Annotated in this window: 23 protein-coding genes; 12 read left to right on the top strand and 11 right to left on the bottom strand. The window is 61.1% G+C overall.

Annotation, left to right across the window (positions count from 1 at the left end; genetic code table 11):
* Positions 1-156 precede the first annotated feature (156 nt).
* Positions 157-1,083, bottom strand: a complete 927-nt coding sequence (locus FBAL_RS10755; RefSeq protein WP_013345627.1) for a LysR family transcriptional regulator — start codon at positions 1,081-1,083, stop codon at positions 157-159.
* A gap of 659 nt (positions 1,084-1,742) precedes the next feature.
* On the opposite strand from FBAL_RS10755, the gene FBAL_RS10750 reads away from it, so the two are divergent.
* The 3 genes from FBAL_RS10750 to FBAL_RS10745 all read left to right on the top strand — a co-directional run bounded on the left by FBAL_RS10750 (position 1,743) and on the right by FBAL_RS10745 (position 5,196).
* Positions 1,743-3,422 (top strand): FAD-binding protein, encoded by a 1,680-nt coding sequence (locus FBAL_RS10750; RefSeq protein ID WP_013345626.1) that lies wholly within the window; start codon positions 1,743-1,745, stop codon positions 3,420-3,422.
* A 38-nt stretch (positions 3,423-3,460) separates the two neighbouring features.
* Entirely contained in the window at positions 3,461-3,820 is a 360-nt protein-coding gene (locus FBAL_RS19955; RefSeq protein ID WP_245544348.1) for a cytochrome c3 family protein, read from the top strand.
* 128 nt (positions 3,821-3,948) lie between these two features.
* Positions 3,949-5,196 carry an OprD family outer membrane porin gene (locus tag FBAL_RS10745; protein WP_013345624.1) on the top strand — a complete coding sequence of 416 codons (1,248 nt, stop codon included), beginning with the start codon at positions 3,949-3,951 and terminating at the stop codon, positions 5,194-5,196.
* Positions 5,197-5,262: 66 nt separating this feature from the next.
* On the opposite strand, the gene FBAL_RS10740 is transcribed toward FBAL_RS10745, so the two are convergent.
* The 4 genes from FBAL_RS10740 to FBAL_RS10725 all read right to left on the bottom strand — a co-directional run bounded on the left by FBAL_RS10740 (position 5,263) and on the right by FBAL_RS10725 (position 9,593).
* Positions 5,263-7,110 (bottom strand): amidohydrolase, encoded by a 1,848-nt coding sequence (locus tag FBAL_RS10740; protein WP_013345623.1) that lies wholly within the window; start codon positions 7,108-7,110, stop codon positions 5,263-5,265.
* A 188-nt stretch (positions 7,111-7,298) separates the two neighbouring features.
* Entirely contained in the window at positions 7,299-8,657 is a 1,359-nt protein-coding gene (locus tag FBAL_RS10735; protein WP_013345622.1) for a hypothetical protein, read from the bottom strand.
* A 17-nt stretch (positions 8,658-8,674) separates the two neighbouring features.
* Positions 8,675-9,148 (bottom strand): SET domain-containing protein, encoded by a 474-nt coding sequence (locus tag FBAL_RS10730; RefSeq protein WP_013345621.1) that lies wholly within the window; start codon positions 9,146-9,148, stop codon positions 8,675-8,677.
* 55 nt (positions 9,149-9,203) lie between these two features.
* On the bottom strand, positions 9,204-9,593 hold the full coding sequence (locus FBAL_RS10725; protein WP_013345620.1) for a DUF6632 domain-containing protein: 390 nt from the start codon (positions 9,591-9,593) through the stop codon (positions 9,204-9,206).
* 130 nt (positions 9,594-9,723) lie between these two features.
* Here FBAL_RS10725 and FBAL_RS10720 point away from each other — a divergent pair, with 130 nt between their 5' ends.
* The 9 genes from FBAL_RS10720 to FBAL_RS10680 all read left to right on the top strand — a co-directional run bounded on the left by FBAL_RS10720 (position 9,724) and on the right by FBAL_RS10680 (position 18,679).
* Positions 9,724-10,674: an HlyD family secretion protein gene (locus FBAL_RS10720; RefSeq protein WP_013345619.1), complete on the top strand. Its 951-nt coding sequence runs from the start codon at positions 9,724-9,726 to the stop codon at positions 10,672-10,674.
* Between the two features lie 3 nt (positions 10,675-10,677).
* Positions 10,678-11,619 (top strand): ABC transporter ATP-binding protein, encoded by a 942-nt coding sequence (locus tag FBAL_RS10715; protein WP_013345618.1) that lies wholly within the window; start codon positions 10,678-10,680, stop codon positions 11,617-11,619.
* Complete coding sequence (locus FBAL_RS10710) at positions 11,606-12,751, top strand: ABC transporter permease (RefSeq protein ID WP_013345617.1); 1,146 nt, start codon at positions 11,606-11,608, stop codon at positions 12,749-12,751. Before FBAL_RS10715 ends, FBAL_RS10710 begins: the two co-directional genes overlap by 14 nt.
* Positions 12,752-12,872: 121 nt before the next feature.
* Complete coding sequence (locus tag FBAL_RS10705) at positions 12,873-13,346, top strand: SPFH domain-containing protein (protein ID WP_013345616.1); 474 nt, start codon at positions 12,873-12,875, stop codon at positions 13,344-13,346.
* Positions 13,343-13,975, top strand: coding sequence for a Type 1 glutamine amidotransferase-like domain-containing protein (locus FBAL_RS10700; RefSeq protein ID WP_013345615.1), 633 nt, complete (start codon positions 13,343-13,345; stop codon positions 13,973-13,975). The genes FBAL_RS10705 and FBAL_RS10700 overlap by 4 nt, the downstream gene beginning before the upstream one ends.
* 78 nt (positions 13,976-14,053) lie before the next feature.
* Positions 14,054-14,695: a type B chloramphenicol O-acetyltransferase gene (gene catB, locus FBAL_RS10695; protein ID WP_013345614.1), complete on the top strand. Its 642-nt coding sequence runs from the start codon at positions 14,054-14,056 to the stop codon at positions 14,693-14,695.
* Between the two features lie 306 nt (positions 14,696-15,001).
* Complete coding sequence (locus tag FBAL_RS10690) at positions 15,002-16,456, top strand: NupC/NupG family nucleoside CNT transporter (protein ID WP_013345612.1); 1,455 nt, start codon at positions 15,002-15,004, stop codon at positions 16,454-16,456.
* 13 nt (positions 16,457-16,469) lie between these two features.
* Positions 16,470-17,180 carry a purine-nucleoside phosphorylase gene (deoD, locus tag FBAL_RS10685; RefSeq protein ID WP_013345611.1) on the top strand — a complete coding sequence of 237 codons (711 nt, stop codon included), beginning with the start codon at positions 16,470-16,472 and terminating at the stop codon, positions 17,178-17,180.
* A 686-nt stretch (positions 17,181-17,866) separates the two neighbouring features.
* Entirely contained in the window at positions 17,867-18,679 is an 813-nt protein-coding gene (locus tag FBAL_RS10680) for an SDR family NAD(P)-dependent oxidoreductase (RefSeq protein WP_013345610.1), read from the top strand.
* Positions 18,680-18,921: 242 nt separating this feature from the next.
* Here FBAL_RS10680 and FBAL_RS10675 read toward each other — a convergent pair whose 3' ends face one another.
* The 6 genes from FBAL_RS10675 to FBAL_RS10650 all read right to left on the bottom strand — a co-directional run bounded on the left by FBAL_RS10675 (position 18,922) and on the right by FBAL_RS10650 (position 26,160).
* Complete coding sequence (locus tag FBAL_RS10675; RefSeq protein WP_013345609.1) at positions 18,922-20,277, bottom strand: sensor histidine kinase; 1,356 nt, start codon at positions 20,275-20,277, stop codon at positions 18,922-18,924.
* Positions 20,274-21,605, bottom strand: a complete 1,332-nt coding sequence (locus FBAL_RS10670) for a sigma-54-dependent transcriptional regulator (protein WP_013345608.1) — start codon at positions 21,603-21,605, stop codon at positions 20,274-20,276. Before FBAL_RS10670 ends, FBAL_RS10675 begins: the two co-directional genes overlap by 4 nt.
* Before the next feature lie 67 nt (positions 21,606-21,672).
* Positions 21,673-22,875: an ABC transporter permease gene (locus FBAL_RS10665; RefSeq protein WP_013345607.1), complete on the bottom strand. Its 1,203-nt coding sequence runs from the start codon at positions 22,873-22,875 to the stop codon at positions 21,673-21,675.
* Between the two features lie 10 nt (positions 22,876-22,885).
* Positions 22,886-24,205, bottom strand: a complete 1,320-nt coding sequence (locus FBAL_RS10660; protein WP_013345606.1) for an ABC transporter permease — start codon at positions 24,203-24,205, stop codon at positions 22,886-22,888.
* Positions 24,206-24,208: 3 nt separating this feature from the next.
* The gene (locus FBAL_RS10655) at positions 24,209-24,922 is read right to left on the bottom strand and encodes an ABC transporter ATP-binding protein (protein ID WP_013345605.1); all 714 of its coding nucleotides are present in this window, start codon (positions 24,920-24,922) and stop codon (positions 24,209-24,211) included.
* A gap of 11 nt (positions 24,923-24,933) precedes the next feature.
* Entirely contained in the window at positions 24,934-26,160 is a 1,227-nt protein-coding gene (locus FBAL_RS10650; RefSeq protein WP_171814263.1) for an efflux RND transporter periplasmic adaptor subunit, read from the bottom strand.
* Between the last annotated feature and the right edge of the window lie 4 nt (positions 26,161-26,164).

Here is a 26,164-nt window from a genome sequence, read left to right as displayed (position 1 = left end):
TCCCTTGCAGTAGTGCTCAATTATTACACTGAATTTTCCATGGCGGCAATTGAGCCACCGGGTTGATGGCCCACGATTGAGTCGAGTGTAATCAGAGGGATAGCGCCAGGGCGGGTAGCCAAGGGAATGAGGTAAATGGTGATGTTGGGTATCCGCTCAGGAACGGCGTGTTCGCGCCTGCAACGCCTCGCCAAAGCGTGCCTGCAGTAATTCAAAGTGGTGGAGAGTGTGGTCGATGGTGACGCGAACACTCTGGGCCATGTATTTATTCGCTGGATACACCAGGTAGATCGACATCGGGCGGTAGCATTCGCCGTCAAACAGGATCTCGAAGTCGTACGCGCTGTCCATAACCAGCCCAAGCGGCAAACAGGCAATGCCCGCTCCACCAATCATCATCCGCTTGGCAACGCCCATGGAGTCGGTGGTGATAACGCCGCTGACCGTAACACTTTGCTCCTGCCCGTTGGCGTCTCGCCATAGCCAGTCCGCCTCGGGCTTGAGGGCGGCACCACCGGTCAGGCAGTTGTGGTTGCGGAGTTGCGAGGGGTCCGACGGCGTGCCATGACGAGCAAGGTAATCCCTGCTGGCGCAAAATACGGCGGGCTCGTCGGCGACTTTGCGCGCAATCAGGTTCTGATCCGTAGGCAGATTGTTGCTGATCATGATGTCGGCGTCTGCCATCTGTCCGGCGTCGCGGGCGCTGACTGAGCGCAGGTTAAGCTGGATACCGGGATGGCTGGCGTTGAGGCTTTGGAACAGGTTGGCATGGGCTTCCAGCAAACTCGCCGGCGCGGCCACCATGACTGAGCCAGTGGCACCGGTATCCGCGCTTCGCAAACTGTCCAGCCCCTGGTTCAGCTCGCCAAGGATGTTGTCGACAGTGGTAAAGAAGCGACGGCCTTTGTGGGTGAGTTGGATGGAGTTGCCGGCCCGATGGAACAGGTCAACCTGAAGCTCTGCCTCTAGCGCTTTGATTTTACGACTGAGTACCGATTGGCTGGTGCCCAACTGCGCTGCCGCTTTACTCACATTGGCAAAGATGGCGGTGGTATGAAACGCCCGTAAAACTTCGATATTCATACTGGCTCCAGGCTGCGGTGGGATGGCTGTGCGACTGGGTTCAGTCTACTCATAACGATCCGCCACTCAATCCAATAGGGGCGAATACTGTAAATGTGCTGCTATTCAGTCATTGTTCCCCCTTGTCCAAGCAAAAACTTTCTCGTTTTTTTGTTGGTAAATGGGCTGTGACTCTCAGCGTTGCAGCGGTTATGAATACCGTCACCCTTTATATGACGATTAAGGCATTCTCACTATTCCTTTTCGGGAGGGGGAGGATTTGCTAGAGGTGTCGGTTTTTTCGTTATTTATTTTCGCCTTTCTATATTTATGGCGCCATTTTCCATCTGATGAACGGCGATCCTTTTTTGATGCCGACTTTTCTCATCGTTTTCGATAAGGCATTTTTACCATATAGGCTCCCATTGTGATCTTTTTCAAATGGGCGATGTATTACGTGATCGGAACCTGCCTCTGCATGACCATATTTGCATAGCGACGATGCTATCGGCCATATGGTTAAGCCAACTCATCTCGATAAACTCAACATTGAAATCAGGATTGATTATCCAAACACGAATTCGTTCCTGACAGGAATGAAATTGTCAGTGGATAAATTGATTTCACAAATTTATGGCGGAAAAAATTTGAAGCCATTATTTGCAAAAAGGATGAGAGAGATGAGTAAAGATAAGCCCACAGCGCAAAAGCCGCTGGACCAATATACCGCCAATGTACTGCAGAATGGCATCTCCCGCCGACGGTTTATGACCGGTGCCGCGATGGGCACTGGCGCTATGGCGTTTGCTGGACTCACCGGGGGGATGGCGGAAGCCAAGCCGATGGAAGCGGGAGAACGGCTGGCAAAGAGTGCCGATGGTGGCGCCACCCTGAGCTTTATGCCAAAGCCGCGACCCATTGCCGACAGCGAAATCGCCTCCACCCAGCGTTTTGATGTGGTGGTGGTCGGTGCCGGGGCATCCGGTGTGCCTGCCGCCCTGTCCGCCGCCGAAAATGGCGCCAAAGTCGCGGTTCTGCAAAAGCAGGCGATCGTGGTCTCTCAGGGCAATACCGGCTCCGGTCTCGACCTTAAAACCAGCGATAAAGCCGGCGTTGAGGCGTTGGTCAGCCGCCTGATGTCGGACAGCGCCCATCGCTGCAGCCCGGCATTGGTGAGGTCGTGGGCCTATCACTCCGGGGAAGCGGTGTCCTGGGTTATCGACCGGGCCAGAAAAGGCGGTGCTCAGGTAGAGGATCAGGGCACCAAACCCCAGCATGGCATCAAAGGGATCACAGAATACCCGCTCAACTTCGTCACCTCCTACTTCGGGCCGAAGCCTTACACCGCGGGCGATGGCATGCGTGCGCTGGCTAAGACCGCAGAAAAAGCCGGGGTGAAGTTCTTCTTCAACACGCCGGCCCAGCAGCTGATCCAGGACGAGGAGGGCCGTGTGATCGGCGTCATCGCCCAGGACCGCGATGGCCGTTACCACAAGTTTATGGCCAATAAAGGGGTGATCCTCTCCTCGGGTGACTACCAGAACAACGAAGCGATGTGCGACTTCTTCCTGCCGGATCTCAAACACTTTGAGCGCAAGCAGATGGAGCGCACCGGTGACGGTTTCGCCATGGCTTATTGGGCTGGCGGGGTGATCGAACCGGTCGGCCACACCAAGATGCTGCATGACTTCGATGCGGGCCCGGCGTCCATGTGCGACATGCCGTTCCTGGCCGTGAATCGCAAGGGCGAGCGGTTTGTGAATGAGACCGTGGCGATGTCGCTGATGAACAACTACCTGCGCGATGCAGAAAACGCGGGCCATTACTCTCAGGTGTTTGACGCCAACTACATGACCCAGGCGGCCGGTTGGCCGGGCAAATTGGTCGATCCTGAGGGGCTGAAAAAGTACATGCCGGAAGACCCCGCTGAGAAACACGGTGTCTATCCGTCCCAAACCAACACCTTTGTTGCCGACACGCTGGAGGAACTGGCGCAGAAGCTGGGCTGCGATCCCGCCACGTTCGTGGCCAATGTGAAGCGGTATAACGAGCTGTGTAAGACCGGAAAGGATGAGGACTTCGGTAAGCCGGCCGACAAGATGCTGCCGGTTGTTAAACCGCCCTTCTATGGCATTCACCGTCGTATGCGCATCTCTGCCGTGTGCTCCGGGATGCTGGTGAATGAAAACCACCAGGCGTTGGATGCAGATGGCAACCCCATTGGTGGACTGTTCGTTATCGGCAACCTGGGTGGCGGTTTCTACGGTGGGGTGGATTACCCGTTGACCGTGTTCGGCCTGTCACTGGGCCGTTGCTACACCTTTGGCTACCTCACCGGTAAGCACGTTGCCCGCCTGTAATGGTCCCCACCAACAACAAGAATGAATGGATGGAATCGATGATGAAATATCGCACCCCGACTCAATGGTTATTCGCGCTGTCACTGATGTGTTTCTCTTCCGTCACGCTTGCCCAGGAAAAAGGGCAACTGGATGCGTTTCATGCCGGAATGGGGATGAGTTGCACTGACTGTCATGGCGATGCCCAACCCCGACAAGCCGTACCCATGACAAAATGCCTTGAGTGCCACGATACCAAGGCATTGGCGAAATCCACTGAGGATACCTTACCAACCAATCCTCATGACAACCGTCACTTCAGTACTGAAACGAATTGCAACTATTGCCATCACCAACATCAGGAATCTGAAAATTACTGCCTGGGTTGCCACCTGCGTTACGAATTTGTCGTTCCGTAGAAATTAACGAAATTAATCACCCAAAGTGGAATGGCGGCACTGCCATGTCCCGCTGAATCCATTACGAATTAAATTCCCTTGCCATTATGCCTCTGGCTGTGGTGATGGCCTGTATTAGGATGATACAAATGAAAACCCGGATCCATTATCTGATCGCCGCCAGTTTGGTGAGTTTCCCAACACTGGCAGACGATGGCCTGGCGAACCTGTTTAATGACGGCAGTTTTAAAGGCCAATTTCAGCTTTTCGATTTTCAACGTAATTTTGATGGCGATACTCAGGACCGGCGGGACACCTCGCTGGGTGGGCTGTTTTATCTTCGCTCAGGCGAGGTCAACGGGATTCAGTTCGGCGGCGCGTTCGCGTCCGCCAACCCCATCTGGGATTCCAGTGAAGGTCTTTATGGCCTGGTAGGAGGCGCAGGCGCGCCAGGCTCGCTGGTGGATCGCACCGCGGTTAACCGACTTCAGGAGTACTTTGTCAGTGGCAACTGGTTCGACACCAAGCTGACCTACGGTGCACAGGAGTTGCGGACGCCGATGATGAACCCGTTCCCCTTGCGTGCTATTCCGTTCACCTACCGGGGGGCCAGCATCAAGAATACCTCGATCGATAATCTGGCCATTTCGGCCCTCTATATCACTGACTATATGGGGTGGACCAATGACACCTTTGCCGACGTGTCAGACGGCGTAGCGGGGGAGTTTGCCCGCAAGGGGATTAAGGTCGATGTGGAAGACAATCCCATGATCGCGTTCGGGCTTGATCATAATCTGGCGCTGTCGGCACTGAATATGAAGACCAGCCTGTGGTACTACGGCATGGACGACGTCTATGACCAGTACTATCTCAAGCTCAGCTTCAGTGGCGAGCTGGGCAGCGCCGGTTGGTACTTCACCCCCTCCTACCTGAAGCAATCCTCCAACGGCAAACTGTCTCAGACCGAAGCCCAGTTCGATACCCATCAGGCGGGCTTTCATCTTGGGGTGAAATGGCGTGGGTTTGATGCGGTGGTCAAATACGTTCAAACCGGCGACGACGATGTGGTCGCCCCCTTCGGTGATGAAAAGGTGATCATCCAGCAGGTGGTGCAGTCCGGTCGTGCCAATGAGGATGCCTACGGCGCGCAGCTAAGCTACCGTTTTGCGCCTGACTCGGCGCTGCGTGGTGTCAGTGCGTACGTGAACTGGGCAACCTATGACATCGATGGGGAGGATAACCAGGGGATCAACGAGACGGACTTTTCCGTTTGGTATGACCTGAACCACTTGGTTGAAGGGTTCAGTGTCCGGGCCCGCCATGCCATCGTCAACTTTGACGCATCAGATGATCTGACCGACACCCGGTTCTATCTCTATTACAAGTTCGGCTTGTAAGCCGATTGCGCCTAATCAAAACAAAAGGCCAGCAATGCGCTGGCCTTTCTGCTGAGTGGGGCTTTGTCAGTGCCGATGACCCGAATGCAATTGCTGCCGCCAGTAGGGGCCGTCCGGAGCGGAGCCCCCGAGGTGGCGGGGCCACAGCAGGCTGGTGCTGGGTTGGTCGTCGGCCTGGTAGATCACCTGATCCTCTTTGATGGTCATTACCACGGTGAGCTGATCGAGCGTTTCGGGGTCGACGGCGGTGGGGTCGGCGGAGAGGACCACCAGATCCGCCAGTTTGCCCGGTTCCAGCGAGCCTTTCTCGTTCTCCTCGAAGTGCTGCCAGGCGGGCCAGAGGGTCATCGCTTTCAGGGCGGTCATCACATCGACCCGGTGCGCCGGACCGATGATGTCACCGCTGCGACTGCGCCGGGTTACGGTGGCATCCAGCACCCGCATGGAATCGGGGAACGCCACCGGGGCGTCATGGTGGGTTGAGAAGCGCATGCCCCGGTCGAGCACCCAGCCGGTGGGTGAGATGTTGTCGGCGAGTTCTGGCCCGACCGTACGCTCCCGATGCCAGTCGCCCCAATAGAAGGTGTGCATGGGGAACAGGGAGGGGAACAGCTTCAGGCGCTTGATGGCGTCGACCTGGTCTTCACGTAAAAACTGGCCGTGGATCAGCACGGCGCGTCGGTCGTCATTGCCATGTTCGGCGGCTGCGGTGCCAATGGCGGCGAGCAGCAGGTCGGTGGCGGCCTCGCCGTTGGAGTGGGTTAACAGTTGGATGTCATTGGCAAAGGCCCAGTTGATCGCCTCAAACACTTGATCCGGCGAGGCGGCGGGATAGCCAACGTAATCACGGCGAAGCTGGGACGGAGGCGCGTAGTAGGGGCGATCCCGCCAGGCGGTAAAGCCCTGGGGTGAACCGTCGATGGTCAGCTTGGCCCCCCCGACCCGAACCCGGTTTCGGTACTCACGGGAGACCTGTTCCGCGATAAAGCTTCTGTCCACCAGAATGTCCGGGTACGCCACTATGTCGATATCAAACCCTTCATCGCTGGCGGCCAGCGCTTGCATGGAACGCACCTGACCGGTGGTGGCACGCCCCTCCTGTGCGGTGGTATAGCCGTAGGTGGTCACCAGTTTGCTGCCCGCGCGGATCATCTCTTTGGCGCCGTCGGCGTCGAGATTACCCAGCACTTTTTGCAGTGCCACAAAGTGGGGAGTCTCCTCCAGCACCCCGTTGGGCACCTGAGTGCCGGCTTCCCGTCGGATCACGCCGCCTGGCATCTCTTCGGTCTGGTCGGTGATGCCCGCGACCTCCAGCGCCTTGGTGTTGGCCACCGCCAGATGGCCGGACTGGTGCACGATGTAAACCGGGATGTCGTCTCTGACGGCATCCAGCTCCTGGCGCGTGGGGTGGCGCTGCTCTTTAAGCTGCGAGTCGTCGTAGCCAAAGCCGATGATGGCATTGACCCGATTGATCCGCGCTTCGTACTCACTGGCGTACTGGCGCAGCACCGACTGAAGCGCCTCGATGCTGTTGCCATCGCCATCCGGGGGCGGAAGCAGATTGGCGGCCAAAGCCTGCAGGCCCACCGCAGCGACGTGGCCGTGCGCATCGACAAAGCCGGGAATGAGTGCCTGACCGTTCAACTCCCGCACCTGCGTCTGCGCGCCGATGTAGGGTTGAATCTCCGACTCGGTGCCCACGGCAAGGATCCGTCCATCTTTGACGGCCAGCGCTTCCGCCCGTGGCTGGGCATCATTCATGGTCAGGATGGGGCCGCCCCGGTAGAGCGTGTCGGCTGGCTCCGCGCCCAGCGCCACAGTGCTTGTGGTAAGCAGGCTGGCGGCAAAACTGGTTGCCGCCAGAGCAGCGACGGCGAACCGATTAATCCTCGTTAAGCAAAGACCTGTTGCCATTGAGTTCACTCCTTGATGAGACCGGCGGATGATGAATCCATAGAGAATAGAAGGTTAGCGCGGTATCGGGGGAGGCGTCAGAGTGGAGCGGTGTGTCGGGCCTGTTGCGGCCTCAGCATCGGCGGGACGGCGGGTCAACGGGAAAGGGTAACCGCCCCACACGGCAGTCGCCGTGTGGGGCAGGGGCCTTAATCGCTTTTGAAGTAGGCGAACACCACCAGCGCGATCAGGCTGGCAAACAGGGCGATGGGCAGCCAGGTGTTGAAGTGCAGCAGCCAGTACTCGCCGCTTTGGTGACTCAGCTCAGTGCCCAGCACCGCGTGTTTCAGCTTGGAGAGGCCGAGGTAGTCGCTCCAGATGCTGATAAGGCCGAGGATCTGGATGCAGGAGATCACAAACAGGATGTGGTTCTGGCGCTGGCTGGCCCGCTCCGCTTTGCGGATGTAAGCCCGTTCCAGATAGTCCTTAAAAAAGGAGACGTAGGACTGGGCGTTGGCCAGGCTGCTCTCGATGTTCCACTTGCCCTCGATTTGGGCGTACACCGCCGTATTGTCGGACTCAATGGCCAGCTTGAAGTTTTCGTTGTGCATCTTCAGCTGTTCGATCTTGTTGATGTACTCATCGATCACGTGGCGTTTGGAGCCGATGCGGGCCTGGCTGTTCAGCGCCATCACGTGATGGTTCAGCACCTCCATGATCTCGCTGTAGTAGCGCACATAGAACCAGATGAACTGGATGTGGTACTGGATGGGAGCATAGCGGTAGTAGTAGCGGGGGTCATCGCTGATGATGGTGTGGAAGCGGCTGAAGAAGGCGTAATGCACCTTGTCGTTGTCCACCACCGTGGTGCAGTTCCCCAACAGGCGCTCGGCGTTGGCGTTGCAGTTGAGGAACAGGCCCTTGACCCGGGTATCGCTGACCGGCGCGTCGACAAAAAAGGTGATGTTGCCGGAGTTATTGCCGATGTTGGCGACTTTAAACCCATTACGGCGACGCTCCGCCCGGCAGGTGGTTTCCACCGTATCCAGCACCTGCTGGCGGATGGCAACGGCCCATTGGGACAACGGCGAATCATCGCGCTCCTTCACCATCAGGCGTCGCAGGGTGTTGTAGAAATCGTCCTGGCGCACATCGGCCTGATCGGCAGTCAGGATCTGCCCCAGCTTGTGCTCCGGCAGGGCAAACGCCAGCTCATACACCAACACAAAGTTAAAGAAGCGCGGGTCGAACACCAGGTCGTACACCGTCTCTTCCGGGATCAGGTACTCCGACAGGTCGTGCTCACCCCCAACGTGGTACAGGGGCTGGGCGAGGTCAGCTTTCAGGGTGTTGGCGTCGACCCGCTGGGTCTCCTCGCCGAACAGGGACTTGTTGTTGACAAACTTGCGGTGGTGCTGGCGGAACTGTTGCAGCCATTCGGTATGGAACGGGTTCTGGTCATAGCGGCTGTGCAGCGAACGGGCGTGAGATTTGCGCACCAGCAGGTTTTCGTACTGCTCGACGCTCACCTCGATGGGCTGCACGCACATCATGCGGATTTTCACCATCTCTGAGCGGCCCCGCCTTAAAGAAACTGTTTGGCAGGGTCATTGAGGTAGTCATCGGAAAGCTGCTCTTTCCGGTAATCCACCGTCATCTCTTCATCCGCGGCGATATCACGCAGGGCCACCAGGCGCAGAGGGTGGCGCACCAGTTCGGTATTGGCGTCCCGGGCGTGGTTGATGTAGCTGTAGCTGGTGCGGAAGTTGCGGGCCAGCAGTGTCTGGTTGTCGAGGTAGTTGCACTCCATGTAGACGTACTTGCGGAATGGCCCGAGGCTGGGGCCGATCTGCGCTTCCATCTTCTGATAGTGGGCGATGGGCATCACCTGACCGTCAAGCACGCACAGCAGGGTGCCGGCGGCGATCGGGGCGGTGGCGTGCAGGCCGAAGCCATGCAGGGCGCTGGGCCGGATCTCGGTATTAACGATGGTACTGAGGGTGGCGGAGCGCACAAACTCCAGATCTTGGGTATGGTCCTGCACTGAGAATTCTTCCATGGAAACAACGAAGTAACCCGTATATCACAGTGGTTACTGTGGGGCAACGTGCAGGTCAGCTGAGGTCCCATCCGTGCTTGGGCATCAATACGAAGATCAGCACGGCCAGCACCAGCAAGGCGGGGACGTCACCCCAGAAGTGGCCGAAGTGGGACGGGTCGCGCAGTGCCTGCCAGGTCATCACGCCGCCATGCACCAGGCTGGACCAGGCGGTAAACCAGATCAGGCTGCGATGGGCGAGAGGATCACTGGCGGCCCAGATGAGAAATACGCCCAGAGTGGCGTACACACCAAGCAGCACCTCAAAGTAGAGATGGTCGGTTTGCAGGTACCAGCCCCAGCCCGATGGCCACAGCAGTGACAGCGGCAACCAGCCGAACAGCATGACAAGCCCCGCCACCCGCAGCACCCACTTGAGTATCCGCAGTCGCGCTTGTGCGCTCATAAACCCTCCTTAGTCACCCTCTGGACAGTGTAGCAATGGCTAACGCCTCCGAAGGCTTGATCTCATCACCTTGTATTTCTTTTGTATTTCACCAAAAGTAAAGCCACAACCACAAACTGATGAGGCGAGTATGCGCAGTGGCATGGTGGTACTGGCGGGAATGCTTTTGTCCGCGTGCAGCTATGGGCCGGAACACCTGGCGTTGGGGACGCTGGAGCGGGACCGGGTTGCCCTGACCGCAACGGTAAACGAGGTGGTGGTCAGCCTGCCGGTGGCGCAGGGGCAGACGGTGGAGACCGGCCAGGTGCTGGTGCAGCTGGATGACCGTCAGCAACGTTCTGTGGTGGCTCGGGCCGAAGCGGAGGTGATCCGCGCTCAGGCCAATCTGGAGAAGCTGCGCAACGGTGCCCGTGAAGAGGAGGTGGCGGCTGCCCAGGCCCGGGTGGCCGGTGCGCGGGCCACCTTGCTGGATGCGCAGCAAACCTACCAGCGCAACCGTGACCTGGTGGCACGCAGGATGATCAGCCAGGCCGACCTCGACCGGGCGCTGGCCAACCGCGACGCCGCTGACGCCAACCTGCGCTCGGCCCAGGAGCAACTGCGCGAGCTGACCAACGGCACCCGTGAAGAGGACCTGCGTATGGCTGAAGCGGAGCTGGCGGCCAATCAGGCGTCACTGGAGAGTGAGCGTAAGCGGCTGTCCGACCTCACCATCACCGCCACCCGCGATGGGGTGCTGGACAGCCTGCCCTGGAACCTTGGCGAGCGGGTCACGGTGGGCAGCCCGGTGGCGGTGTTGCTGGCCGGTGATGCGCCCTATGCCCGCGTCTATGTGCCGGAACCCTATCGGGTGCATATCCGCACCGGCAGCGAGTTAACCGTTCATATTGATGGCTTGCCTGACCCGATAGAGGGCAGCGTGCGCTGGATCAGTCAGGAACCCGCATTTACCCCCTATTACGCCCTCAATCAGGAGGAGCGTGCCCGCCTGATGTACCTGGCCGAGGTGCAACTGCCTGCCAGTGCCGCCAACCTGCCCAGCGGCGTGCCGGTGCAGGTGGACATGCCGACGGGGGAGTGACCGATGGAGTGGGCAATTGAAGCGCGGGGTCTGACCCGCCGGTTCGGTGATTTTACTGCGGTTGATGATGTCGACCTGCAGGTGGCGCCGGGCACCATCTACGGCTTTCTCGGCCCCAACGGCTGCGGCAAAACCACCACCATCCGCATGCTGACCGGACTGCTGACCCCCAGCGTCGGTGAGGCCACGGTGCTGGGGCTGAAACTGCCGCAGCAGGCGGAAGCGCTGAAACGGCAGATTGGCTACATGACTCAGAAATTCTCCCTATACGAGGATTTGACGGTATTGGAGAACCTGCGTTTTGTGGCCCGGATCTACAGCCTGCCGTACCGGGAGGGGCGGCGCCGTATCGACCAACTGCTGTCCATCTATGGCCTGACGGAGAACGCCAACCAGCGCGCCGGCAGCATGAGTGGCGGACAGCGTCAGCGCCTGGCCCTGGCTGCCGCTGTGATTCATCAGCCGCGACTGCTGTTTCTCGATGAGCCCACCTCCGCGGTGGACCCGGAAAACCGTCGCGAGTTCTGGGAACAGCTGTTTGACCTGTGCGATCAGGGCACCAGCATCCTGGTTTCCACCCACTATATGGATGAAGCGGAGCGGTGCCATCGCCTGGCCATTCTCGAACGGGGCCAGAAACGGGCGGATGGCAGCCCGGAGGGGCTGATGGACAATATGGGCGCCAAAGTGGTGGAGGTGGCCGCGCCGGACCTGCGCGCACTGAAACAGCAACTGGTGGCCCGTCCCGAAGTGACTTCGGCGGCCCAGTTAGGGGCGCGGCTTCGGGTATTGGTGTCCGATCAGGTGAATGACCCCGCCAGCTGGCTTCGCCAGTTGCCGGAGTTGGCGGGCGCCAATGCCATTGAGGCGGTGCGGCCCAGTCTGGAGGATGTGTTTGTCACCTGCACCGGTGGCCGGGGAGGGGCGTCCCATGCAAAGTCTTAGTCGCATACTGGCGATCGTCGGCAAGGAGCTGACCCAGCTCAGCCGGGACCGGATGACCTTCGGCATGGTGGTGATGATTCCGCTGATCCAGCTGATGCTGTTCGGCTATGCCATCAACACCAACATCCGCCAGATCCCGGTGGCGGTGGTGGACCAAAGCAACACCGCGTTGTCCCGCATACTGGTGCAGACCGTCAGCGCCACCCAGGTGGTGAAGTTCACCGAGCAGTTCGCCACGGTGCAGGAGGCGGAAGCGGCCATTAAAGCCTCCACCGTGCGTGCCGCGCTGGTGATCCCGGAAGACCTGAGCCAACGCCTGGTGCGCCACCAGAGTGTGGGGTTGGGTTCGCCGCCCGCCACCGATGAAGAGACCAGCCGTCCGGTGGCGCACTGGCTGGTGGATGGCTCGGACACCATGATCGCCGGGGCGATCAAGGGACTCAGGGCGATGCCTCTGAAAGAGCTGTTCCGGCAACCGGCCAACCGCACCGTGCCCACCTTTGAAGTCACCCTGTTCTTTAACCCGGAGCAGCGCACCGCGGTCAATATCGTGCCGGGTCTGGTGGGGGTGATCCTCACCATGACCATGATCATGTTCACCTCCGCCGCCATCGTCCGTGAACGGGAGCGGGGCAATATGGAGATGCTGATCAACACGCCAGTGCGCTCCATCGAGTTGATGATCGGCAAGATCATCCCCTACGTCTTTATCGGCTTTATTCAGGTGGGCATCATCCTTGGGCTCGGCCACTGGGTGTTCCATGTGCCCATCGGCGGCTCACTGGCCAGCCTGGCGGGCATCACCGGACTGTTTATTGCCGCCAGCCTGTCGCTGGGGCTGGTGATCTCCACCCTGGCCAGCAATCAGTTGCAGGCGATGCAGATGACGGTGTTTGTGTTGCTGCCGTCGATTCTGCTGTCCGGCTTTATGTTCCCCTATGAGGGGATGCCCAAAGTGGCGCAGCAGATTGCGGAGGTGCTGCCTGCTACCCACTTTATGCGGGCCATCCGTGGGGTGATCCTGCGGGACGCGACGTTGGCGGATCTGCAACCGGATGCCCTGTGGCTGGCGGGCTTTACCGTGGTGGGCCTGGTGGTCGCCTCGCTGCGCTTTAAAAAACGACTGGATTGAGGCTTTGCCTTCAATCTGAACGGGTTAGCTGATAGCTTTGGGTCGGATTAACGCATTGGATTGAGCCAATCGGGGAGGGCGGGAGTGCCCCCTCCGGGCCAGAACACAGGGACAACGTGGAATGAACCGGAACGGACCGGCACTGGCCTTTGGCGGCCTGCTGACACTGATCTTACTGGTGGTGCTGCTGATCATCGCGGCACTGTGGGCCTGGCCCAAATACCGGGTGTATAAGCAGGAGATGAGTGGCATCGCGGCGCTGAAAGAGGCGGAGTGGAGCAAACAGATCCTGATTGAGGAGGCCCGGGCCCGGGAGCAGGCCGCGCTGATGCAAGCCAAGGCCAAAGTAACTCTGGCCCAGGCCGAAGGCGAGGCTCAGATTGTTCGCGCCCGTGCCGAAGGGCAGGCGGACATTGAACGGGCTAAAGCCGCGGCAGAGGCCAACCGCATCATCGGCGCCTCGCTGAAGGACAACGAAGCCTACCTGCGCTACGTCTGGATTAAGGGGCTGCAGGATGGCAAAGGCGAGCGCATCTACATCCCCACCGAAGCGGGTTTGCCCATCCTCGAGGCGGGTAAGGCAGGCACGCCATGATCGCCTTGATCAGCCAGCCGGACTCCCCGGCCGCCCAGGCCGCATTGCGCCAGGTGCTCAGTGGCATGACGCGTCCCCGCATCGGCTATATTGCGGCAGAGCCCGACCCCCAATGGCACTACTTTGAACCGGTTCGGGCGATGTACCGCCGGCTCGGCGCGGGCGAGGTCCACTACCTGGAGCTGGAGCAGCGCTTCGATGCCGACACCGCCCAGCGGGTGCTGGAGTGCGACCTGATTCACCTCAGCGGCGGCAACACCTACCGCTTTCTGGCGGGGTTGCAGGCCCGAAACCTGTTGTTGCCCCTTAAGCGTCATGGCGAGTCGGGCAGGGCACTGGTGGGCGTCAGTGCGGGTGCCATGGTGTTAACCCCCAGCATCGATACCGCCTCACTGTGCGGCGACCCCAATTCGGTGGAACTGGACGACACCCAGGGCGCCAACCTGCTGCCTTTTCTGTTCCTGCCCCACGCCCAGCCGCAGCTGAAAACCGCGGCGGCGGCCCTGGCCCGCCATCACTGCTACCCGGTGGCCATGTGCGATGACCACAGCGCGCTGGTGATTCAGGGCAGTGAGGTGTTGCCGCTGGGCCAGCCCGAGTGGCTGGCAGCCCCGCTGCAAAGTGCCTGAACCTTGGCGTTTCGCCAGCAGCGTCACGCCATGCTCCGGCAATTTGGCCTACCATAACGGCGACATTGCAGGAGCATTATGAACAACTACTTTGAATCCCCCTTTGCCGGCAAACCGCTGGCGGAGCAGGTCAGCAACCCCAATATCGACGTGGGGGCGCACAGCTACTATTCCGGTTACTACCACGGTCACCCCTTTGAGCACTGTGTGCGCTATCTGGTGCCGGACCGCACCGACGTCGACCGCCTGATCATCGGGCGTTACTGCTCCATCGGCACCGGCGCGGTGTTTGTGATGGCGGGCAACCAGGGCCACCGCATGGACTGGATCACCACCTTTCCCTTCTTCTATCAGGACAATCCGGCGTTTGCCGATGCCAACGACGCCTGGCAACCGGCCGGGGACACCGTGTTGGGCAACGACGTCTGGGTTGGCAGTGAAGCGATGATTCTGCCGGGGGTTAAGGTCGGCCACGGGGCGGTGATTGCGGCCCGTGCAGTGGTCACCAAGGATGTGCCGCCCTATGCCATTGTGGCGGGCAATCCGGCGCGTCTGATTCGCCACCGGTTTGATGATGCCGCCCAGGCCAAACTGCTGGAGATGGCCTGGTGGGACTGGCCGGAGGCGCAATTGGCCGCCGCAATGTCACGGTTGTGCAGCGGTGACATTGATGGCTTGTATCAGCACTGGTTGGCGCAAGGTGAAAAAAGCCAGAAATAGGCGCAAGTGACCGTTTTAAAAGGACGAAACGGTAATTAAATTACAGCGTTAATGGCGAAAAATCGACCGCCCTTAACGAGATGGAATCGGCTCAGAATTTGACCGAACATTGCGCTGGTGTTGCGGGCGTAGTGCTGGCGTAGTGTTTTCATTTCCCTCCTGTTGTTGTGCGGCGGAATTTTGCCCGGTTTTTCGGGCGGTTCGCGCCGACTTGCGTTGCGCAACGCAGCCTGTGATCTGGCTCTCTCGACACTTCATCGAATGAAATTACCATCGACGCTAACTCTTTAGTTCGTGGTAATTTTTATGGAAGTTTTCATCAGTTTGCTGGGCATGGCGACCCTGATCGGTATTGCCCTGCTGTTCTCTGAAAACCGGCGTGCGGTTTCCGTCCGCACCGTAGCGGGCGCACTGGCGTTCCAGATCGCCTTTGGCGCGTTCGTGATGTTCGTGCCGGCAGGCCAAAGCGTCCTGCAGGCCGCCTCCAATGGCGTCAACAACGTGATTGGCTACGCTAACGCCGGTCTGAGCTTCCTGATGGGTGACCTGGCCAACTTTAAGGTCGGCTTCATCTTCCTGCTGCACGTATTGGGTCCGCTGGTGTTTGTCTGCGCCCTGATCTCCGTGCTCTATTACCTCGGCCTGATGCAGAAGATCATCGGCGGCATCGGTGGCGTCCTGCGCGCCATCCTGGGCACCTCCCGCGCTGAGTCTCTGTCTGCCACCGCCAACATCTTTGTCGGCCCGATTGAGGCGCCCTCCCTGGTGCGTCCTTTCGTTAACCGCATGACCCGCTCCGAGCTGTTCGCCGTGATGACCGGTGGTCTGGCGTCCGTGGCTGGCGGCACCATGATTGGCTACATCTCTCTGGGCATCGACCCCAAGTACATTCTCACCGCCTGCTTTATGACCGCCCCGGCTGGCCTGCTGTTTGCCAAGCTGATGTGCCCGGAAACCGAGAAAGCGGAAGAGGACCTGAACAAGGTCATCGACGAAGTGGAAGACAAGCCCGCTAACGTACTGGACGCTGCGGCAGCCGGTGCCAGCATGGGCATGCAGCAGGTGATCCAGGTGGGTGCACTGCTGCTGGCTTTTGTTGCCCTGATCGCCCTGATCAACGGCATGCTGTCCGGCATTGCGGCCTTCTTCGGCTACGGTAACGCCGACCTGCAAGCGGCTTTCGACGCTCTGCAGGCCACTGCCGCCAACCTGCCGGCCTTTGATGGCTTTGCGGTTGCACTGGCCCAGGCCACCGAGCAGAACGCTGCCGAGATCGGCCAGTGGATCACCGCCATCGACCGCAGCGTACTGATTGAGAACCTGAGCAGTCTGAACCTGGGCGACAACAACGCCGCCGCCGTTCAGGCCGTGATGACCGCTGCCGAAGCCAAGCTGCAACTGCAATCCATCCTCGGTGTGCTGCTGGCACCGCTGGCCTGGGTGATGGGTGTGCCGTGGTCTGAAGCGCAGGTGGCGGCTTCCTTTATCGGCCAGAAACTGGCGATCAACGAATTCGTGGCTTACGTCGACTTTATGTCTGTCGCTGACACCCTGAGCCCGAAAACCCAAATCATCGTTACCTTTGCCCTGTGTGGTTTTGCCAACTTTGGCTCCCTGGCAATGGTGATCGGTGGCCTGGTGGCGATGGCGCCCCAGCGTCGCCAAGTTCTTGGCCAAATCGGCCCGCGCTGCCTGCTGGCCGCGGCCCTGGCTAACCTGATGAGCGGCACCATTGCGGGCCTGCTGTTTACCTTCCAATAAGTGGAGACTACCCATGACCCCTCACATTAATGCTCCCGCTGGCGCCTTTGCCGACACCGTACTGATGCCGGGCGACCCGCTGCGCGCCAAGTACATCGCCGAGAACTTCCTGGAAGACGCCGTACAGGTGTGTGACGTGCGCAACATGCTGGGCTACACCGGCACCTACCAGGGCAAGCGCATCTCCGTAATGGGTTCCGGCATGGGCGTACCGTCCATCTCCATCTACGCCAAAGAACTGATCACCGAGTACGGCGTGAAGAACATCATCCGCATCGGTTCCTGCGGCGCCATCTCCGACAACGTGAAGATGATGGACGTGGTACTGGCCATGGGCGCTTCCACCGACTCCGGTGTGAACCGCACCCGTTTCCCGGGTACCGACTACGCCATGATCGCCGACTTCGGTCTGCTGTCTGCCGCGGTTAACGCTGCCCAGAAGCAGGGTGCCAACTACCACGTGGGTAACGTGTACACTTCCGACCTGTTCTACAGCCCGGACGAGTCCCGCTACGCCACCATGGCCAAGTACGGCATGCTGGGTGTCGAGATGGAAGCCGCCGGCCTGTACGGCGTTGCTGCTGAGTTCGGCGCCAAGGCACTGGCGATGATGACCGTAACCGACCACATCGTTCGCGGTGAGCACCTGACCGCTGAAGAGCGCCAGCTGACCCTGAACGACATGATCAAACTGACCCTCGAAGCCGCCATCTCCATCGACTGATAGCGCGTTTCTGAGTCAGAAAAGCCTCCCTCGCGGAGGCTTTTTTTGGGGGGGGTCATCGCATATTTCCGTGGGAACCTTGGCTCCGAGCCCGTTTCCACCTACCGAGCCATTGCCGGGATGCCCCGGCGGGCACCAGAAGGGCGCTGCCCGGCTGCGCGCCCCGCTCTTGACACCCCTGCCTCCGACGCGGCGACAGCCCCTCGCTCCCACTCCTTCACGTTCAGCACTGGCCAGACTCGCATCCTTGCTCGACTGGCACTCGGGCCTTCCCTGGCCCTCGGCTTCACTCCCAGTCGCTCCCGCTCGGCGCCGCGAGTCGGCCTTTGGTGGACGGCTGCGCCGTGATAGCTGGGTGCTCACTCTTATTCGGAAACAGCATCAGTCCCTCAAGGCGAGCAGAGGCCATGAAAAGGTATTTTATTGGAGAAGTCGCTTCTGTCTTCTTTCCCCGCTGATCCGCGAAGAACCTTTTTTTTCGATTTGCGAATGGCTTACCGCGATCCACGAGCTACCCTGTACTGTTCCCCCATATATTCAATGGCATCGTGGTTCGCCCTCTGCGCGGGTTCGGTTGTGGCAGCCGTCGCGGTATCGATTCATGATCCTGCGACCACGAATTTGTGGATTCACCGGTGTCAGAACCGCGCGGTTCCCGCCCGGTGGCGTTTAAGGAGTGCTCATTCATGGCGAAAACCATTCTGCTGACCGGCGCCACCGACGGCATCGGCCTGGCCACCGCAAAACTGCTGGCCGCCGAAGGGCACCACCTGTTGGTGCATGGCCGCAGTGCCAGCAAACTGGCGGACACGGTGGCCACCCTGACCGCCATCCCCGGCGCAGGTCCGGTGCAGGTTCTGCAGGCGGATCTGTCGCGTCTGGAGGAGGTGGTGGCGATGGCGCGCACGGTGCTGGTCAGCGGACAGGCCCTGGATGTGCTGATCAATAACGCGGGGGTCTACAGCACCCCCAACCCCCGAACCGAGTCCGGTCTCGATGTGCGCTTTGTGGTGAACACCCTGGCGCCTTACCTGCTGGCAAAGAAGCTAGCTCCCTTGCTGGGCGCTGAGGGCAGGGTGGTGAACCTCTCCTCCGCCGCCCAGGCCAGCGTGGACCTGGCAGCACTGCGGGGGGAACAGTTTCTGTCTGACAGCGCCGCCTACGCCCAGAGCAAACTGGCGTTGACCATGTGGTCACGGCAGTGGGGCTTAAACCGCGCCGCCAACGAGCCGATCAACATCGCGGTAAACCCCGCTTCGTTGCTGGGCAGCAAGATGGTGAGCGACGCCTTTGGCGTAAAAGGCGGTGACCTCAACATCGGCGCCGACATCCTGACCCGCGCCGCCCTGTCGGAGGAGTTTGCCAACGCCTCAGGCCAGTACTTCGATAATGACAGCGGCCGCTTTGCCCCACCGCACCCGGATGCCCTCAATGCTCAAATCTGTGCCGAGGTGGTAAATACCATCGAATCATTGTTGGGTGACTATCTGGTCGAGTAAGGGGAGGTTGGGCAGGGTAGGTGTGTTTGGTTGTCGACGCTTTGTGAGTGGGGACGATGTAGAGCAGAGCTATCAAACTTAATGGCTGGTTTCGCCCCTGCTCCTAAGGTGGGTGTCCCCTTAAGTCTGCCCGAATCCATTTGGTTTCCGTGGGCCACTGGTCCACGCTACAGTTAACGCCAGTGCTTCGATTCAGAGTGCGAAACCTGCTTTAGCGTGCGCCTGTGGCGCACGAATTGAACTTACCCTCGCTTTAATTTCTCCGCCGCTCCTGCCGCTTCACTCGCCAACCCTTCCGGCAACCACAGGCTGACGCTGACGCCACCGTCGGGGCGGTTTTGTAGCTGCATCTGGCCGCCGTGGGCTTCGGCGATTTCGCGGCAGAGGGCGAGGCCCAGTCCGGTGCCCTGGCGTTTGGTGGAGTAGAAGGGGATCAGGGCCTGGTTAAGGGTGGCCTGGCTCATGCCCTGACCACGGTCACTGACGCGCAGGCTGACGCCGGATTCCAGCGTTTCCACGGACAGGGTGATGGCGTCGGCGTCACTGCCGCTCTCGTGGGCGTTCTTCAGCAGGTTAACCATGGCCCGTTCCAGTTGGCTGGCATCAAACCAGCCGGACAGTGCGGGCAGGTCGCCTTGCAGCACAAAGGGGTACTGGGCCCGCAGCCCCTCGATAAAGGCGTGCCAGCTGACCAACTGCGGCTGCGGCGTGGGCAGTTTGGCAAAGGTGGCGTAGCCCTGGATAAAGCGGTTGAGGCTTTGGCAACGCTCCTCGATGGCGCTGAACACCCGATGCAGGCGCGGGTCGGACTGTTCCGGCAGCAGGGCGCGGCCACTGTGGCTCATGGAGCTGATGGGCGCCAGGCTGTTGTTGAGCTCGTGGCTGATCACCCGGATCACCTTCTTCCACGCTGCCGCTTCCTGCCGGGCCAGTTCCCGGGTCAGTTGGCGCGCCAGTATCAGGCGGTGGGGCTGGCCATGGAGGTGGAACTGCCCCTGCACCAGGTAATAGGTGTCGGCCTGCTGATCGGAATGGAGGGGGTAGAGGCCATCGGTGGTGGCGTCAAACAGCGCACGGGTGTGGTTGTCGTAGGGGGCGAGGAGTTCGCTGAGGTTCTGGCCCTCCAGTCCGGTCTGGCCGAAGAACTGCTCCGTCTCCCGATTGGCCAGTACGATGCGGCCCCGGGCGTCCGTCAGCAGCACCAGCATCGGCGAGTTCTGCAGTACCTTGTCGAGGATCAGCTCCCGCTGGTGCAGGGTAAATCGCTCCTGCCGCAGCTTGATCGCCATGGCGTTGTACTGCTCTGCCAAAGTTCGGGTCTCGGGCGAGCCTCGAGGGGGCAGGGTGGTGCTGAAATCGCCGTCAGCGAAATTCAGGATGCCCGCTTCCAGCGCGGCCAGCCCCTGGCGCAGCGGTCGACTGAGCCGGTACACCAGCAGCAACATCAGCGGCAGCAGCACCAACACCAGGGTGAGCAACTGGGCCGTGGTCGACCACTCGCTGTAGCCGGGCAACAGGCGGGGCAGGCCGATAGCCAGCAGGGCGGCGATGAGTGATGACAGCGCGGCCCACAGCAACAACAGGGCGCGCAGGCTCATTTGCTCACCGCCAGTTTCTCCATGCGCCGGTACAGTTGCTGGCGCGAAACCCCGAGACTGCGTGCGGCCCGGGCCACCATGCCGCCATGGCGGGCCAGGGCGTCGGTGATGGTGGCGGCGTCGAGGTCAGATGGGGAAGTGGGCGGCGGCGGAGGCGGCGCCTGCAGGGCGAGATCCGCCGGGGTGATCACCGCATCGCGGCAGAGCAGGGCGGCCCGGGCGATGGCGTTTTCCAGCTCCCGCACATTGCCGGGCCAGGGGTGGGCCAGCAGGGTTTGGCGGGCGGCGTCGCTGAGGGACGCTTTGCCATCGAGGAAATGCTCGGCCAGCGGCAGGATCTCCTCTTCCCGCTCCGCCAGTGGTGGCAGCGCCAGCTGCACCCCATTGAGGCGATAGTAGAGATCTTCCCGGAAGGTACCAGCGTGAATGGCAGCCACCAGATCGGCGTTGGTGGCGCTGATCACCCGCACCGACACGCGGCGGGTCTGGTGGCAACCGAGGCGTTCGAACTCCCCGGTTTGCAGCACCCGCAGCAGCTTCACCTGACCGGACAGCGGCAGGTTGCCCAGTTCATCCAGAAACAGGGTGCCGCCATCGGCGGCTTCAAATCGGCCGATGCGGCGTTTGCTGGCGCCGGTAAAGGCGCCGGGTTCCACCCCAAACAGTTCCGCTTCCATCAGCTCCGGCGGCAGGGCGCCGACGTTCACCTTGATGTAGGGGCGATCCTTGAGGGGAGAGTTGGCCTGGAGCACATCGGCGATGCGCTCTTTGCCGGCCCCATTGGGGCCGGTGATCAGCACCGGCAGACCGGAGGCGGCGACGCGGGTGGTGGTGTCGAGCAGGTCCAGCATTGCCGGGCTGTGCAGCAGGATGCCGCACAGGTCGAACTGGCTCAGTTGGCGCTTTCGGTTGGCCTGCTGGTATTCCCGGGCCCGGGCCTGGCGGCGCAGGCGGGACAGCTCCAGCAGGTTGTTGACGGTGAGGCGCAGCTTCTGGTCATCCCAGGGTTTGCCGAGGTAGTCGGCAGCGCCGGCCTTCACCAGTTCTACCGCCATGGCCAGATCGGTCCATGCGGTCAGCAGGATCACCGGCAATCCGGGCGCCTTGGCCTGCAGGGCGTGAAACAGCGTGCGCCCCTCCTCGCCGGAGGTGGTGTCGGCACTGAAGTTCATGTCCTGGATCACCAGCCCGACCTCCTCCTCTTCCACCAGTTGCAGCGCCTCTTCTGGCGTGGTGCAGCAACGGGTGCGGTGGCCGTCCAGTTCCAGCAGCAGCGACAGCGCTTCGCCGATGGCCGGGTTGTCGTCAATGATCAAGATGCAGTCCATGGCCGGTAATCCCTCCTTTGCCGCCTAATAGATTACGTGGTTTTTCACCGTTGGCTACCGTTGCCCGTTACACCGAGCGGGTCGCCAGCGCGGGGGAGACCCGAGCGGCCCGCAGCGCGGGGGAAGCGGCGGCACACTGACTGAGCAACACCAGCCCCGCCAGAGTCACCCCCAGATAACTCAGCGGCAGACGGCTCAGCTCGTAGTGGTGCATCAGGTATTGGTTCAACCCCAGCCCGGCCAGCAGCCCCAGCCCCATTCCGGTCAGGCAGATCATCATATTCTCGGTGAGGAAGTGGCGGACAATGGCGGTGCGGGTGGCGCCCAGGGCGCGCCGGGTGCCGATCTGCTTGCGGCGCTGTGCCACGCTGTAGCTGGCCAGTCCGACCACCCCCAGCGCAGTCACCACCAGCAGCAGCACGATCACCACCCCCAGCAGCACCGCCATGGCGCGGTCATTGCGGTAGGCCCGCTCGCGGATCTCGTCAAAGTGGCGCAGGCTGGTGATCACCCGGCTGGGGTCCAGCGCCAGCAGGGTGGACTCAATCTGCTTCATCACCGCATCCCGCTGGGCGGGGTCGACCCGCACGATGTAGCGGACAAAGAAGCGATCGTTTTCCACCGGCAGCAGGGCGGAGGCGAAGCTGTGAGTGCGATGGGGCCAGGGGGTTTGCAGGCGGTCATAGACGCCCACCACTTCGATGGGCTCATCCCGCAGGTAGACGTGTTTGCCTACGGCACTGCTGTCGGGAAACAGGTACTCGGCGCTGTCGCGGCTCAGCATCACCTGCGAAGGCGGGGTGCTGGTGTGGCCACCACTGCGGATGTCACTGGCGTCGAAGGTGCGGCCCTCACTGAGGCTGAGGCCCAGGGTGGTGAACAGGTGCTCGTTGCCGGTGTAGTAGCCCACGTTCAGCTTACGGCCTTCGCCACTGGGCCCGGAGCTCACCGTGGTGGAGGAGCCACTGTTGGTCAGGGGCAGGTGGTTGGTGGCCACCGCGTCTTTCACGCCGGGGATGGCGCGCAGAGCCTGCTCGTCCATCTGGCGCTGGGCCAGCAGGTCTTTATCCATGTGCATCTCGGCCAGGGTAAAGCCGATAAGCTCAGATTCGGGGATGCCGGAGTCCCGCGCCATCATGGCCAGGCGCTCCTGGATGATAAAGGCGGCGTTGGCAACCACGGCCAGGGTCAGGGCCAGTTGCAGCACAATCAGCAGCGGGCCACTTTTGTTTCGCAGCAGGGCCGACAGAATAGGGCGAAGTTCAAACATGATCGGCTCCTTATTGGCTTTTCAGGTAGTGGGCGGGGTTGGTGCGGCCGATGCGCCAGGCCGGAAAAAGCCCAGCCAGCAGGGCGGCACACAGCGCCAGAGTCAGCAGGCTGAACAGGATGGTGAGGTCCATCCGCGCCAGCTGGTCATAACCGGGGTAGAGCTGGCGCAGTCCCGCCAGGCCAATCAGGGCAAATACGCTGCCCAGCAGGCCGCCCAGCAGGCCAATCAATCCCACCTCAGTAAGATGCTGGGCCATCACTTGCCCGCGACTGGCCCCCAGCGCCCGACGAATGCCCACATTGGCGGCGTGGCGCAGGAATTTGGCCAGCAGCAGGCCAACCATATTGACCAGGCACACCGCCAGGAACAGGAACGACAGCGCCAGCAGAATGCGGTTGTCCTCGCTGACCACCTCGTTGTATTCCAGCCACTCACTGACCCGGCGCAGCTCGCTCACGGCATCGGGGTTGGTAAAGCGGCCAATCTCCTGTTGCTGGTCGATATAGGCGGCCAGCTGCTGGTGGTACTGATCACGGTGCTCGCTGTCCCGCAGCTCAACCCAGTACTGCACCCAGTAGAGTTCGGAATTGAGGCGGTCGGCGTAGCTGTTGATCATCTCCTGCTTCCAGCCATCGGTGTTGCCCCAGGCGGCAATCTCATGCACCGGCAGCAGGCTGAAGGGGATAAACATCTCCTCGTGGGGGTGGAAGGCGCCGTTGTTGACGTCATAGAACAGCGGCTGCGGCTTGTAGTCGGTGATGATGCCCACCACGGTGTAGACCTTGCCGTTGGCATCGATGGTGCGGCCTACGTTGTTGCCGCCGCCAAACAGCTTGTCGTTGAGGCTTTGGCTGATCACCGTCACCGGTTCGGCCAGCTCTCCCTGCTCGTCGGTCCAGGCCGCGCCATGCACGAAGGTGGCGTCGAACATGGCGAAGAAGTCGCGGCCGGTGGCGCGGCCATCGGCGATAAAGGGGTATTGGTCCGGGTTCTCCGGCTGGACGGTAAAGCCGGTGCGGATCATCGCCGCCTGTCGCACCGGGCCGGACTGCTTGCTCAGGTTGATCGCGTCCTGATAGGTGATCTGGTAGTACAGGCCATCTTCGGTGCCGGAGTGGTGCCCCTCTTCATGGCTTTGCAGCTGCACCGCGTAGAGTTGGTCGTCCTTATGGGCCATGGGGTTGTGGCTCATGGTGTGGTGGACGGTCAGGCTGGTACCGGCTGTGCCGATGCCGATGGCGATGGCCAGCACCATCAGGGTGCTGATCACCGGGCTCTGGCGGACGCTGAGCCAGGCGAGTTTGAGGTAGTAGTTAAACAGCGTCATGGCTTATCCCTCGGCGGCAACCGGCTCGACGGCGGTGCGGCGGTTGAGCATCGCCAGATCGCAGATCTGGCCATCGACGATGTGGATATTGCGCTGGGTTTGCGCGGCTTGTTCGGCGTCGTGGGTCACCATGATGATGGTGGTGCCGTTGCGGTTGATCTCGTTCAGCAGCTGCATCACCTGACGCGCCATCAGGGAGTCCAGGTTACCGGTGGGCTCATCCGCCAACAGGATGCGGGGTGAACCGGCCAGGGCACGGGCGATGGCCACACGCTGTTGTTGTCCCCCGGACAGCTGGGAGGGCAGGTGCTTCATCCGGGCGGCCAGTCCCACCTGTTCCAGCGCCTCTTCGATGCGGCGACGGCGCTCGGCGGCGCTGAATCCGCGGTAGCGCAGGGGCACGTCGACGTTATCAAACAGGTTCAGGTCCGGCAGCAGGTTGTAGCCCTGGAAGATAAAACCGATCTTCTCATTGCGCAGCTGCGAGCGCTCCCGGTCGGTCAGCATGCTGACCTCTTCACCATCGAGGAAATACTGGCCACTGGAGGCGTTCTCCAGCAATCCGGCGATGTTGAGAAAGGTGGTTTTGCCACTGCCGGAGGGGCCGGTTACCGCAACGAACTCTCCCTCGTTGACGGACAGTTGCAGGCCTCTCAGGGCGTGAGTTTCGATCAGATCGGTACGGAATACTTTGCCGATATTGTCCATGTGCAGCATGGGGCACTCCTTTACTTAATGAGGATCTCGCTGCTGTTCAGCAGCCCGGAGAGATCGGAGATGATGAGTTGATCACCGGCGTCGGCACCGGCGAGGATTTCGATGTGGGTCAGGCTGCTGGCGCCCAGTTGCAGGGGCACGCGCTGGGCCATTGCGCCGTCAACCCGGAAGCCGGTGCGACCATGGCCGGACTGAATAAAGGCGCCCCGGCGTACCATCAGCACGTTCTCCAGAGATTCCAGTCGCACCTGAGCAGTGACCCGCTGGTTCTGGCGCAGGCGCACCTCCGGTGGCGGGAAACGAACCCGGACGGTGACCTGGTTGGCGACGATCTCCGGGCTAATGCCGGCGATCTCGCCCTCAATCTGCGCACCGCCCACCGACAGGCTGACCGCCATGGTCAGGCCCAGTTCGTCGGCGTAGCTTTCCGGCACCTGCAGCTCTGCCTGATAGTCACTGAGGCTGACCACCGACAGCAGCGGCTGGTTGTCCGCCACCTGCTCGCGCTGGCCCACCAGGGTGTTGCCCACCAGGCCATCAAGCGGTGAACGCAGGGTCAGGGCATCCACCTGCCGTTGCAGCTCGGCCACGGTCAGGCGCTGGCGCTCCAGCTCCACTTCGGCGGTACGCTGTTCAAACTGCAGGGTGTCCCGGGCCAGCGCGATCTCCTGCTCAGCGTGAGCAAAGGCGATGCGGGCGCTGGCAAACTCGTCCTGGGCCTGCTGATGGTCGATGTCACTGATGAGGTCCGACTCGGCGGCCCGGTCGGCGCGTTGCTTTTCCCGCTCGGCGGCGGTGCGGGTAACCAACGCCTGATCGCGACGGCGTTGCAGCTCCAGAGCGGTACGGCGCGCTTCCAGTTGCTGGCGCTGAAGGTCCAGAGTCTGGCGTTCCAGAATCGCCTGCTGTTGAGAGAGCTGCGCTTCCAGTTCGGGGCTGTCGATGTGCGCCAGTACCTGGCCCTGTTCGACAATCTCACCCGCCTGCACCTGCAGATTGATGTGGCCGGCGGAGGGGCTGAACAGCACCGGGGCATTGGCGGCGACAATGCGACCCCGTGCGGCCACTTCCCGCACCATGTCGCCCCGTTCGACGGTGGCCAGCTGCAGCCGACTGGCACGAACACTTTGCTGGCCCTGACCATACTGAGCCCAGAGGTAGCCGCCGCTCACCAGCAGTGCCGTGGCCAACAGGCCGAGCCACAGTCCGCGAAGGCGACGTGGAGCCTTGCGCTGCACATCT

Origin of the sequence: Ferrimonas balearica DSM 9799, from assembly GCF_000148645.1 — a bacterium.
GTDB lineage: Bacteria > Pseudomonadota > Gammaproteobacteria > Enterobacterales > Shewanellaceae > Ferrimonas > Ferrimonas balearica.
The sequence above is the reverse complement of the archived record's forward strand: the minus strand, read 5'-3'. Positions and strand labels throughout refer to the sequence as shown.